Source organism: Bacillus cereus group sp. MYBK216-1, from assembly GCF_051916495.1.
In the GTDB taxonomy this organism is placed as follows: domain Bacteria; phylum Bacillota; class Bacilli; order Bacillales; family Bacillaceae_G; genus Bacillus_A; species Bacillus_A thuringiensis_K.
This window is the reverse complement of the sequence record NZ_JBQAGT010000004.1, coordinates 519,941-533,171: the sequence shown is the minus strand read 5'-3', so window position 1 is coordinate 533,171 and position 13,231 is coordinate 519,941. Positions and strand designations below refer to the sequence as shown.

Here is a 13,231-nt window from a genome sequence, read left to right as displayed (position 1 = left end):
CTTATTGGAGTGACTCTTTCTCCATTACGCTTGAAATCGTAGGAATTACTTCTTTCGCTACCATTTCTCTCGTTTGACGAATCGCACTAAATATCGACTGGTCATTAGAAGAACCGTGAGCCTTAATGACAGGTGCTTTCAATCCAAATAATGCAGCTCCTCCATACTCCGAATAATCCATTTTATCTTTTAATACCATAAGTTTTGGTTTTAATACCGCCGCTGCTAATTTACTCGTAAACGAACTCATTAGTTGTTCTTTCAACATAGAGAATAGCGCAAGTGCTGTTCCCTCTAATGATTTCAACGCTACATTCCCTGTAAAACCATCACATACAACAACATCTGCTACACCTTGCAATAAATCTCTTGATTCAACGTTCCCAACGAAATTAATTGGCGCATCTTTAAGCATTGCAAACACTTGCTTTGAAAGCTCGTTTCCTTTTCCATCCTCTGTTCCAACGTTTAATAGTCCAACGCGAGGATTTTCAATTCCTCTTACCTTCTCAGCATAAACAGATCCCATTACTGCATATTGATATAAATGAATTGGTTTTGCATCAACATTTGCTCCAACATCTAACATAACAAAACCTTTTCCATCTACAGTTGGCATTGTAGGCGATAAAGCTGGTCGCTCAATTCCTTCCATACGACCGACTACAAATAATCCAGCTGCCATTAAAGCTCCTGTACTACCTGCGGATATACAAGCGTCTGCTTCTCCATCCTTTACTTGTTGTGCCGCAAGCACCATTGAAGCTTGTTTTTTTCGACGAACCGCTCTTACCGGTTCCTCCGTTGATTCTATTTTTTCGTCTGTATGAAGAATAGTAATTCGTTCATCACTCGTTAAGTATTGACGAATTTCCTCTTCTTTCCCTACTAACGTAATATGTAAATCAGAATATTCCTTAATAGCTTTCATTGCCCCTAATACTACAGCCTTTGGAGCGTGATCTCCGCCCATTGCATCTATTGCGATTTTCATAAGTTGTTACCTTCCTCACTATAATTACTAGATCGATACATTTCAAAAGTGCCTGTAAAAACAAGTTCTTCTCCAACGAAGCTACGCACTTTGACAACCGTCCGTCCCTTATCATTCTCTACATCTTCAACGCGCGCTTTTGCAACAACACGCTCCCCTAATTTTACAGGGCGAATGTATCGAATGGTAGACTTTGCAGTTAAAGCTAATTCTTCATCAATAACCGCAACAGCTAGTGAGTTTGCTTGCGCAAACAGATGATGCCCACGGGCAATTTGATTTCTTTTAAATACATGTTCTACCTTTACTTCAAAGATAGAGATTGCATGTCTATCTAATTCAATATCAATAATTTCTCCAACAACCTCTTCTAACGGTAAAGATTTCACATCTTCTTCATGTTGCTTTGTAGCTACATGTTTAATTCTCTCTCTTAATTCAGGAATAGACAATTCCATACGATCAAGTCGTACTGTTTGTATACTCACTTGAAATTTTTCCGCTAAATCTTCATCCGTAATAAAAGGATTTGATTCGATTGTTTGTTGTAATAACTCTTGTCTTTCTTTTTTACTTCTTCTTTTTTTCATACCGCACCATCCATTTTTATGACTAGGTACTAACAGTAGTATATAATCATTAAAAGTAGAATGCAACAAAAACTTTTGTTGACTCCCTTTAATCGAGCTTCTCTCCTTGGAACACACCTGTCCCATCAAGATACGTACGCAAGGCAGCGTACTGATCATTGTGCCAAAACGCTTCTGAATCTACTAGTATCGCCGCATCTTGCCTTGCTGTTTCTAACGCTCGATAATCATGTACCATGTCAGCAACCTTAAATTCTGGTAAGCCACTTTGCTTACTCCCAAAGAAATCTCCAGGACCTCGTAATTCTAAATCTTTTTCTGACAATACAAATCCATCATTTGTTTCAGTCATTATGCGCATTCTTTCTTTCCCTGTTTCTGATTTAGGGTCTGCTATTAATAAACAATATGATTGTTCACTACCACGGCCGACACGCCCTCTAAGCTGATGAAGCTGCGATAAACCGAAACGTTCTGCATCATAAATAACCATTACAGTCGCATTCGGTACGTTCACACCTACTTCAACAACTGTTGTCGATACAAGAATTTGCACTTTATTTTCACTAAACTGTCCCATTATCTCTTCTTTTTCCTGAGACGATAATCTCCCATGCATCAATCCAACTTGGCATTTCCCTTGGTAATGATGCGTCAGCATACTATGTAAGTCGATAGCATTTTGCACATCAAGTTTCTCAGATTCTTCAATTAGAGGACAAATAACGTATGCCTGTCTTCCTTTTTTTATCTCCTTTTCAACAAAACCGAGAACGCGATCTAACATATCATGTTTTGCCCAATATGTTTCAATCACCTTTCTACCTGCTGGCATCTCATCGATTATCGAAACATCCATCTCTCCAAATGCAGTAATCGCAAGCGTACGCGGAATTGGTGTCGCTGTCATAAATAATACATCTGGACTTTCACCTTTCTCCCGTAAAACTCGGCGCTGCGCTACACCAAATCGATGCTGTTCATCTGTAATAACGAGACCCAACCTATGAAATATAACTTCATCTTGAATTAAGGCATGCGTTCCAACAAGAATATCTATTTCTCCTTGTTCTAACTTCGCTAAAATTTCTCGACGTCTCGCACCTTTAACAGAACTTGTTAACAGTTCCACCTTAATACCAAAATGCGAAAACGTTTCAGCAAGCGACTGATAATGTTGCTCAGCTAAAATTTCTGTAGGAACCATTAAAGCACCTTGATAATGAGCTAATTTCGATGCATAAAGGCCAATCGCAGCAACAACCGTTTTCCCAGAACCAACGTCACCTTGCAATAGTCGGTTCATCCGATAAGGAGATGTCATATCTTTCAAAATTTCATCTACAACTCGGCGCTGTGCACCCGTTAATGGAAACGGCAGTGCATCGATAAATTCTTGTAATTCTACTGACGGAATCTCTTTCTTGGTCCCTTTTGAATTTTCCCTCTCCATTTTCCGGAGCGTTTGCATTTTCAGCTGAAATAAGAAAAATTCTTCATATACAAAACGGCGACGCGCTTGCTTCAAATCTTCCTGTCCTACCGGAAAATGCAATGCCCTAAGCGCTTCATATCTTGGTAATAATTTATATCGCCCTAACAAACCATCCGGTAACACTTCGACTATAGAATCTCCATATTCCTTTAACGCTTGAGCAATAAAACGACGCATCTGTTTTACTGTAAGTTTCCCCTTTACTGAATAAACAGGTTCCACTTCTTGTTGACGTACAACCGGCCCAAAATGAAGTTCTGATACAGCAATTGTTTGACGATGTTGATCCCATTTACCAGTAATCGTTACCGTTTCATCTAACTTTAATTTTTGCTTATAGTAAGGCCTATTAAAACATACCGCCGTAATTAAATAACGACCGACGAGAACACGAACTGTTAAACGCGATTTCTTCTTACCATAATATTGCAGCAAAGGAGCACTATGAATCTTTCCTTCAACCGTTACACGTTCATCATGCTTTACTTCAGCAAGATCTTTCATCGCATAATCTTCATAACGGTACGGAAAATGTTCTAATAGATGAGAAACTGTATAAATACCCATCTCATGTAGTAACTCAGATGTTTCTCCTCCGATCCCCTTTACATCCGTAACAGGAACTTGTACAACATCATTCAAGATTCTCACACCCCGTCACATTATTTTCTTTATTGCATTTTATTTGAGTACCAATTAGCATCTGTAATCGCTCTCTTTCACCTTATATATTCTATCATAGGCATTCTAAGAGAAACTACTCAAATCCCTTATATAAAACAAGTAAAAAAGAGCCTCACTATTAGCAGCAAGGCTCTTTTCTCTCTTCAATATGCTAGCCTTTTGAATAAAAACTAGTAATAAACTTCATATTACTACTTCTTATCCATTAGCAAGTAAGTAATCCATTTATTTTCAAAACGAATCTTATCTTATTCTACAGAGAAGATGAAAGAATACACTGGTTGGTTTCCAGCATGCACTTCTACTTCTGCATCTTCAAATTTCTCTTCTACAAATTCAACTAACTCTGCTACTTCTTCGTCAGTTGCATCCTCACCTTGTAGAATCGTTACGATTTCAGAATCTTCATCAATAAGCGCTTCTAGTAATTGCTTCGCAGCTCCTACTTTTTCAGCATTTGTAGATACAATTTTCCCATCTGCAATACACATGAAGTCATCTTTTTGAATTGCTACACCATCAATTTCCGTATCACGTACAGCATATGTAATTTGACCTGTTTTCACATGAGATAAAGCTTCTTGCATATTTTCTTCATTCTCTTCTAACGTTCCAACTGGGTTAAATGCTAACATTGCTGCCATACCTTGAGGAACTGTTTTCGAACGAACAACAATAACTTCTTGATCTACAACTGATGCCGCTTGTTCTGCTGCCATTACAATATTTCCGTTATTCGGTAAAATAATGATTTTTTCAGCATTTGCTTCTTCAATTGCCTTCACGATATCCTCCGTACTTGGATTCATCGTTTGACCACCTTCGATAACTTTCGTTGCACCGATGCTCTCAAATAAAGTTTTAATACCAGACCCCATAGCTACAGTTACGATACCATATGGTTGTTTTTCTTTCGATTGAGCTGGTTGTTCAGGAACCATAGTAGGTTCATCTAATAAAGCAGTATGCTGTTCACGCATATTTTCTACTTTAATCTTAATTAAACTACCGTATTTTTGTCCGTAGTTCATAGCGTCTCCAGGATGTTCTGCATGGATATGAACTTTTACAATTTCATCATCAGACACAACTAGTAGAGAATCACCATATACACTAATATCTTCACGGAATTTTTGTTCAGAGAAATTATGCTCTTTCACCTTTTCAGCCTCTAATTTCACCATGAACTCCGTACAATATCCATACTTAATATCTTCTGTACTCAATTGGCTTTGTACACTACGGTGATGTTCTGCGCGTACCATTTCATTCATAGATGGTTGCGTCGGTGCATCAGAAGAAATCGTTTCTCCTTTTAAGTCAGCTAAAAATCCTTCGTATACCACTACAAGACCTTTACCACCGCTATCTACAACGCCAACTTGTTTTAATACAGGTAATAAATCTGGCGTACGATTTAACGATGCGTTTGCTTCTTTCACAACGTCTTCCATAAACAAAACAAAGTCGCGCTGTTTTTTCGCAACTGTTACTGCATATTTACCCGTTTCTCTTGCAACCGTTAAAATCGTTCCTTCAATCGGTTTCATAACCGCTTTATAAGCCGCCTCTACTCCAGCTTCTAGTGCTGCAGCAAAATCAACTGTTGTTAATTCTTCTTTTTGTTCAATGGATTTAGAGAAACCACGGAACAACTGAGATAAAATAACTCCAGAGTTACCACGAGCTCCCATTAATAATCCTTTGGCTAAACTTACGCCGACTTTACCAGCATGCTGTGAAGGGTTTGCTTTCACTTCACGCGCACCTGAAGTCATAGATAAGTTCATGTTTGTACCGGTATCGCCATCTGGAACTGGAAATACGTTTAATGCATCAACAAGCTGAACATTGTTTGTTAAATTATTCGCTCCTTGCATGATCATTTGTGATAAACGTTTTCCATCAATTTTTTGAATTGACACAGATTTTCCTCCTTAATGCACATTACAAGTTTATTACTTTAACTCCTTGTACGTAGATGTTTACAGAATCTACTGCTAGTCCTACAGTTTGATCTAATGTATATTTCACTTTCGTCTGCACATTATGTGCCACTTCTGAAATTTTCGTACCATAGCTCACAATAATATACATATCAATATGTACTTCATCTTCATCTTTACGAACAATAACACCTCTAGTAAAGTTTTCTTTTCGTAAAATGTCTGTTAATCCATCTTTTAACTGATTTTTTGATGCCATACCTACGATACCGTAGCAATCTACCGCGGCACCTCCAGCAATTGTTGCAATTACATCTGTACTAATATCAATTTGACCGTACTTCGTTTTAATTTCAATTGACATCTCGTTTCCCCCTTCATAAATGGTGAAAGTGAGCTAGACTACTTTAGTTACTATCATATAATCTTTTTAAAGAAAATTCCATCGTTCTTTCTTTTCACTCTCATATTTTATGTTTTAAATTACACTTTTTTATGATGAGCAAAATAGTCCATTGTTATTATACAACATGTACCACTATAATATGTCAAGCAATTTTTATGGATTTCAACTTTTCTTCATTGACATATAGTGTCAAGTAAATTTTCTTGATTTCTTTTTTCTACGGTGTTGCATTCTCTTTTTAGTTGTGTTAAATTATAGTAGTGTTTTTAGCATCGCATAAAAGACTAACATTGAAAAATTACGTATGGTAAGGTATCAAGGGAGGGAAATATAAATGGCTCGTGTTTGTGCTATTACTGGAAGAAAAGCTCGTTCTGGTAACTCTCGTTCTCACGCAATGAACGCTACAAAACGTAAGTGGGGCGCTAACCTTCAAAAAGTTCGCGTACGCATCGACGGAAAAGTTCAACGTGTTTACGTTTCTGCTAGAGCATTAAAATCTGGCAAAATCGAACGTGTTTAATAATAAAAAAAAGAGCCAATAGGCTCTTTTTTTACTATAACAATGGAAAAAGCACCGGTGATAGGTGCTTTTTTTAATCTTTTTTAAAGGTATTTAACATTGCACGAACTATTCCACCAAGAAATTTAGGTAACTTAATTGTATAAAATCTCATGGTTTCCCTCCTAATCCCCATTACTCCACTTGGTCACTATATGATGTAAGGAGCAAAATTGTTTCTTCAATCAGTGCTTCTTATCAACATTAATATGCCAGAAGTAAATGAAAAAGTACCTTTTTCCTCAACGAGTTCGTTACTAATACAAAGTGTTGATCCCCACTCTATTGTTTTATTAGTAAGAGGGTACTTAAAACCAAACAATGTAATCCCTTCCACTATTTCAGTAACTGGTACAAAAGATACATAAGGAAAATTTTTATTTTCTTCAATTATATGTGTACCCACTTTTTTAACTGTTATTTCATTTTTATTGTCCACAATACACATTTCTATCTCTACTTCTAATCCTTTTAAAAGCATCTGTATATTTGCCAAACCGTGATCAAGCCTTCCACCGGTAGCACCAAAAATACGAATTAGTGCCGGCTTCTGTTCTAATGCCCAGTTGATTGCAATTTCTAAATCCGTTTGATCTTTTTCTCGCGGAACAATATGTAATTCGTTCGTTTGCTGTCCCATCCATACTAATTCTTCTTCAGTAACTGAATCGTAATCTCCAAACGCAACAGCCGGTGTAATCCCTTTCTTTAATAGACGGTATACTCCCCTATCAACCGCTGCCCATACTACTTCCTCATTCTCATATCGAGCAAAATCTGCGCAATATTCCGAAGGTCCTCCTGCCAAAATATGAATAATCATTTTTTCTTCCCCTTCCATTGTAAAAAGGCAATCTGCCATTCGGTAGATTGCCTTTTTACGTATTTTTACCCTATCCTATAAATACCTTACTAGGATAAAAGTTCATCACTACCCACGAATTACGCGAATTGCTTCACCGCGGTCTTTTTGATTGTATACTGCTGACCCAGCTACAAGTACATTTGCTCCCGCTTCCACACAAAGTCTTGCTGTTTCAGCATTTACACCACCATCAACTTCAATTTCTACTTCTAGATTGCGCTCTTTCACCATGTCTGCAACTTGTTTAATTTTCGGTAATACAGAATGGATAAACTTCTGTCCACCAAATCCAGGGTTTACTGTCATAAGTAATACCATATCTATATCTTCTAATACATGCTCAATCACTGAAACTGGCGTATGTGGATTTAATACAACACCTGCTTTAATGCCATGAGATTTAATTAACTGAATTGTACGATGTAGATGCGGACACGCCTCTACGTGAACAGTAATAATATCCGCTCCCGCTTGTGCGAAAGTCGGGATATAGTTATCAGGATTTTCAATCATTAAATGTACATCTAATGGTAATGATGTAATCGGACGGATTGCTTCTACAATTAACGGTCCAATCGTAATATTTGGTACGAAATGTCCATCCATTACGTCAACGTGAATGTAATCCGCTCCGCCCTTTTCTACATCTTTAATCTCTTCCCCTAATTTTGAAAAATCTGCTGATAAAATCGATGGTGCAATTTTAATCATAACTAATACCTCGGCTTTCTCTCTCTAATTTCTTCTACGAATTGTTTATAGTTCTTATAGCGATATTCTGTAATCTTCCCTTCTTCAACCGCAGCTTTCACCGCACATTTCGGTTCAGAAAGATGTGTACACCCTCTAAATTTACAGTATTGGCTCGCTTCTTTCAACTCTGGAAAACAATATGTAAGATCTTCTACTTCTATATCAATGAAATCTAGTGAACTAAAACCCGGTGTATCTGCTACTAGCCCACTCCCAATTGCAATTAATTCTACGTGTCTTGTCGTATGCTTCCCGCGTCCTAAATGGGAGGAAATATCATTTGTTTTCAGCTCTAATTCTGGACGTAGCACATTAAGCATTGAAGATTTCCCGACACCAGATTGACCCGCAACGACAGAAACACAATTTTCTAAGTATGGTTTTAATATATCAATACTTTCTGACGTATTAATAGAAGTAAATAAAACATCATAACCCATCTCACGATAATCATTCGCATAAGCTTCAACAGTTGCTTTCATCTTTTCATCTACTAAATCCATCTTGCTAATACAAATAATTGGCTTAATGTTATGATATTCAATCAGCACTAAAAATCGATCTAACAGTCCAGGGTTAAAATCTGGTTCTACTGCAGAGAACACAAGGATCGCTTGATCGACATTAGCAATAGGAGGTCTAACAAGTTCATTTTTCCGATCAAACACTTCAAGCACATAACCTTCAGTTGGATTATCTGCCTGAAAAACAACTTGGTCTCCTACAAGTGGTGTAATTTTATTTTTTCTAAATACACCTCGCCCACGACATTGCGTAACCCCTTCTTCATGCTGCACGTAATAAAACCCACTTAAAGCTTTTATAATTTTTCCTTCTGGCATAGAATTCTCCTTTTTTTGTATAAGGTGATGCTGAATTTAAAAATGAATGGATTTAATTTTTCCAAATAAAGATTTCAAAACCTACCATATATACTTTCGCTAATATACATTAAATTTCCCATTAAATGCAAAAAAATATTTACAGCTGCATCACTTTACTAGCTTTTTGAATCATATATTTTTGCCTGCTATACCGTCCACTTTGTAGACAGCATAACAGGCAATAATAATAATAATAATAATAATAAGTAGACTTTCACTATTATTGAGTTGGATATGGTACTTCTTTATCAATAATCGTTATTCCATCTCGTACAATTTTATAGTGTCCCTTTGAACCTTCTTGAATTACAAATTCTAAAGAAATAGTCGCTGATTCAGTAATTGTTCTCGTTTCAACCGGTCTATCCATTTTTTGCTGCATGTCTTCTTTATAAATTTCTATTGTTTGCGGTTTTTTTTCACCAGTTACAGCAGGCTCATATAGGATAGAGATATTGTCCACTTTTACCGTTTTAGTCACTTTAGGTTTTTGACCATCAGAGATAATAATAGTTACTTTATCTCCCTCTTTTAATGGTGTACCTGGTTTTGGAAATTGCGAAATTACAAGTCCTTTTTCGATTGTATCTGAATACTCTCGTTTTATATCTGACGTTAGTTTTCTCTCATTCAAATAACCAGTTACACTATTTTCAGTCCACCCCGAAAAGTCACCTGGTCTAATTTGATAAGGACCTTTACTTACCCAGATTTTCAGTTCTTGCTCCGCTTCTATAACCATTTGATCAGGCGTCGGAATTTGCTCTACAATTTCACCTTTTGGCTTATCATTTTCAATATAATTTACTGTAACTTGTTTATATTTTTCTTCTAACTCAGCTTTTACACTCTCAAAGTTTTGCCCTGTGAAATTCGCCATCTTACTTTTCTTTTTTCCACCTGATTGATAGATAGTAATTTTAGCGTTTTCTTTTACGACTCTTCCTGCTACAGGGTCCGTTTTTATTACATCCCCAACTTCAACATCATCTGTATATACAATATTAGGCTCCGTCACCTCAAAGCCCTTTTCTACTAATGTATTTACAGCTGTCGTGTATTTCATACCAGCCACATCAGGAACTTTCACATCTTTCGGAATAAATAATCCTGGAATAACCGTAAGCGCTAATGTTATTCCTATTGCTAAAAATAAAAATGTTGAAATTAAAACTTTAAGCCACTTGTTACTCCGTTTTTTCTTCTTATCTAACTTAGCTGCTTCTGCTCTTACCGGTTCTTCCACCTTACTCCCTTTTAAAACAATTGTTTCATCACTTACATTTTCAAATAATTGTTCTTGTTGAATAATCGGAATCGCTTTCGTCGCTTCCATATCTTCTGGTATGTAAAATGGTTGCTCATTTATCCTCTCTGGATATAGCGCAGTTTCAATATCTCGCTTCATCGCATTGGCAGATTGATATCGATGGAACGGATCTTTTGCAGTTGCTTTTAATATAATATTTTCAACACTTTGCGGAATATTTTCATTCCATCTTTTTGGTGATGGGATTTCACTTTGTAAATGTTTTAAAGCTATAGCAACAGCAGATTCGCCAGAAAACGGTTGTCTTCCTGTTAACAATTCAAACATAACTATCCCCAGAGAATAGATATCTGATTGTTTATTTGCTATCCCGCCACGTGCCTGTTCTGGTGATAAATAATGGACTGAACCGAGCACTGAATTTGTATGTGTAATTGTTGTCGCACTTGTAGCTGTCGCAATTCCAAAATCTGTTACTTTTATTATTCCATCAGCTCGAATTAAAATATTGTGCGGCTTTATATCACGATGCACAATTTCAAAATGATGGGCATGTGCCATAGCGGATGTTAACTGCTCCATAATATCAAGAGCTTCTCCTATAGGTAACATCCCTCGCTCAATTATGTATTGCTTCAATGTTTGCCCTGGTACATATTCCATGACAAGATAGTATATACCATCTTCTTCTCCGACATCATACATATTCACAATATTTGGATGCGACAACGTTGTAACAGACTGCGCTTCTCGATGGAAACGTTTAATAAACTCTTCGTTATTTGAGTAGTCGAGTCTTAATATTTTTACCGCTACATCTCGGCCAAGTATATCATCATGAGCTAAATATACATTGGCCATTCCGCCACCACCAATCATTTTCAGCAGCTTATAACGGTCATTTAAGCGTTTTCCAATCAGCACGTTGCACTTCACCTACTTTCGTTTGTCGAACCCGCATAATCAATAAGAACAAGTGTGATATTATCTTCTCCACCGCGATCATTTGCCAATTGAATGAGTTGCTGCCCTTTACCTTCAAGCTGTTCATTTAACTGTAAAATTTGTCGCATATCATCAATAGAAACTTTGTTTGATAACCCATCAGAGCAAAGAAGTAATTGATCATCTTCCTCAATCACCAACGTTTTAACATCTAACCCAACTTTTTCTTCTGTTCCTAATGCTCTTAATAACACATTCTTTTTCGGATGATACTCTGCGTCTTCCTTCGAAATTTCACCATGTTTCACAAGCTCATTTACAAGTGAATGATCTTCCGTTACTAGAGTCATTTCTCCTTCTGATACCATATAGCAACGACTATCTCCTATATGCCCTATTGTCACAAAGCTTGGTGTACAAACAGCTATTATAAGCGTTGTTCCCATACCATTACATTCCGCATTTTGCTGAGCGTATTCATATATACGCTCATTAATAATCCCAACACTAGTATGTAACCATTGTTCTACTTTTTTCGGCTCATTCATATTATGTGTTTGCTTCCAATAATCATGGAATAATTGAATGGCCATCGAGCTAGCTACATCACCAGCTCGATGACCTCCCATTCCATCTGCTACTACCGCTAATACATTTCCATCTAAATTGTGAAAAACTCCTGCACTATCTTCATTATGTTGACGAACTTTTCCTTTATCCGATAGAAATACGGCTTTCATCTCGTCACCTCGTCTCTTCTTTGCGCTCCTTCGCACGCAACTGACCGCAGGCTGCATCAATATCATGACCTTGTTCACGGCGAATCGTTACATTCACTCCACGATCTTTTAACGTTTTCTCGAACAAGAAAATTTGTTCACGTGGCGTACGTACATAATCACGTTCAGGTACGTAGTTTACCGGAATCAAGTTCACATGACATTTTACACCTTTTAAGAGCGCAGCAAGCTCTTCAGCATGCTCTACTTGGTCATTTTCTCCTCCAAATAATCCATATTCAAAAGTAATACGACGCCCTGTTCTATTTACATAGTATTTAATAGCTTCCATTAAATCTGGTAATTTATAAGCACGGTTAATCGGCATTAATTTTGAACGTAATTCTGAGTTTGGAGCATGCAATGAAATCGCAAAATTAATTTGTAGATCTTCTTCAGCAAACTTATAAATTTTCGGGATAATTCCACTCGTCGAAACAGTCATATGTCTCGCACCAATATGAAGTCCTTTTTCATGGTTAATGATGCGTAAGAATCCCATTAAATTATCGTAGTTATCAAATGGTTCTCCAATTCCCATAACAACAAGAGAACTTACACGTTCTTCTGTTTCATCAAGCGCACGCTGAACTTCTACTACTTGCGCTACAATTTCTCCAGCTTCTAGGTTTCGCTTTAATCCACCAAGTGTCGAAGCACAGAACGTACACCCAATACGACAACCAACTTGCGTTGTTACACAAATGGAATTTCCATATTCGTGTCGCATTAATACCGTTTCAATAGAATATCCGTCATATAATTGGAATAAGAATTTAATTGTTCCATCCGAAGACGTTTGTTTTACTAACGTGTTTAAAGTAGTAATATCAAAGGAATTCGACAATTTATCACGCAATCCTTTAGAAAGGTTTGACATATCCTCATAATTTTTTACACGTTTTTTATATAACCAGTCAAAAATTTGTCCAGCACGGAACTTCGGTTCTCCTTGTTCCTTTAACCAATCTTGCATTTCATGAAGTTGTAAAGAGTAAATTGATGGTTTCTTCGTTTCTAAATTTTTCTTTTGTTTTCTTACAGTCGTTTCCATGATG

General features: G+C 36.9%; 13 protein-coding genes. 1 reads left to right on the top strand and 12 read right to left on the bottom strand.

All coding sequences use genetic code 11. The features are described from left to right. Position 1: 1 nt before the first annotated feature. From plsX to ACTFRH_RS17285, 5 genes are all read right to left on the bottom strand, one after another. Complete coding sequence (gene plsX / locus ACTFRH_RS17305; protein WP_000684100.1) at positions 2-994, bottom strand: phosphate acyltransferase PlsX; 993 nt, start codon at positions 992-994, stop codon at positions 2-4. Further along, a complete protein-coding gene (fapR, locus tag ACTFRH_RS17300) occupies positions 991-1,584 on the bottom strand; it encodes a transcription factor FapR (RefSeq protein WP_000747349.1) in 594 nt (197 codons plus the stop codon). Before fapR ends, plsX begins: the two co-directional genes overlap by 4 nt. 88 nt (positions 1,585-1,672) lie before the next feature. Beyond that, a complete protein-coding gene (recG, locus tag ACTFRH_RS17295) occupies positions 1,673-3,721 on the bottom strand; it encodes an ATP-dependent DNA helicase RecG (protein ID WP_001000812.1) in 2,049 nt (682 codons plus the stop codon). Between the two features lie 290 nt (positions 3,722-4,011). Further along, positions 4,012-5,688 (bottom strand): DAK2 domain-containing protein, encoded by a 1,677-nt coding sequence (locus ACTFRH_RS17290; protein ID WP_000027129.1) that lies wholly within the window; start codon positions 5,686-5,688, stop codon positions 4,012-4,014. A gap of 22 nt (positions 5,689-5,710) precedes the next feature. Continuing rightward, positions 5,711-6,073 (bottom strand): Asp23/Gls24 family envelope stress response protein, encoded by a 363-nt coding sequence (locus tag ACTFRH_RS17285; protein WP_000021109.1) that lies wholly within the window; start codon positions 6,071-6,073, stop codon positions 5,711-5,713. A 376-nt stretch (positions 6,074-6,449) separates the two neighbouring features. Here ACTFRH_RS17285 and rpmB point away from each other — a divergent pair, with 376 nt between their 5' ends. Beyond that, the gene (gene rpmB / locus ACTFRH_RS17280) at positions 6,450-6,638 is read left to right on the top strand and encodes a 50S ribosomal protein L28 (RefSeq protein ID WP_000124776.1); all 189 of its coding nucleotides are present in this window, start codon (positions 6,450-6,452) and stop codon (positions 6,636-6,638) included. A 73-nt stretch (positions 6,639-6,711) separates the two neighbouring features. Here rpmB and spoVM read toward each other — a convergent pair whose 3' ends face one another. The 7 genes from spoVM to rlmN form a co-directional block, all read right to left on the bottom strand. Further along, complete coding sequence (spoVM, locus tag ACTFRH_RS17275; RefSeq protein ID WP_001213599.1) at positions 6,712-6,792, bottom strand: stage V sporulation protein SpoVM; 81 nt, start codon at positions 6,790-6,792, stop codon at positions 6,712-6,714. A 66-nt stretch (positions 6,793-6,858) separates the two neighbouring features. Continuing rightward, a complete protein-coding gene (locus tag ACTFRH_RS17270) occupies positions 6,859-7,539 on the bottom strand; it encodes a thiamine diphosphokinase (protein ID WP_000752664.1) in 681 nt (226 codons plus the stop codon). 69 nt (positions 7,540-7,608) lie between these two features. Beyond that, positions 7,609-8,253 carry a ribulose-phosphate 3-epimerase gene (gene rpe / locus ACTFRH_RS17265; RefSeq protein WP_000589974.1) on the bottom strand — a complete coding sequence of 215 codons (645 nt, stop codon included), beginning with the start codon at positions 8,251-8,253 and terminating at the stop codon, positions 7,609-7,611. A 2-nt stretch (positions 8,254-8,255) separates the two neighbouring features. Continuing rightward, on the bottom strand, positions 8,256-9,137 hold the full coding sequence (rsgA, locus tag ACTFRH_RS17260; protein ID WP_001113932.1) for a ribosome small subunit-dependent GTPase A: 882 nt from the start codon (positions 9,135-9,137) through the stop codon (positions 8,256-8,258). A 262-nt stretch (positions 9,138-9,399) separates the two neighbouring features. Then, positions 9,400-11,373, bottom strand: a complete 1,974-nt coding sequence (pknB, locus tag ACTFRH_RS17255; RefSeq protein ID WP_000904753.1) for a Stk1 family PASTA domain-containing Ser/Thr kinase — start codon at positions 11,371-11,373, stop codon at positions 9,400-9,402. 8 nt (positions 11,374-11,381) lie between these two features. Continuing rightward, entirely contained in the window at positions 11,382-12,134 is a 753-nt protein-coding gene (locus tag ACTFRH_RS17250; protein WP_000648704.1) for a Stp1/IreP family PP2C-type Ser/Thr phosphatase, read from the bottom strand. A gap of 4 nt (positions 12,135-12,138) precedes the next feature. Beyond that, positions 12,139-13,227: a 23S rRNA (adenine(2503)-C(2))-methyltransferase RlmN gene (gene rlmN, locus ACTFRH_RS17245; protein WP_000450541.1), complete on the bottom strand. Its 1,089-nt coding sequence runs from the start codon at positions 13,225-13,227 to the stop codon at positions 12,139-12,141. Between the last annotated feature and the right edge of the window lie 4 nt (positions 13,228-13,231).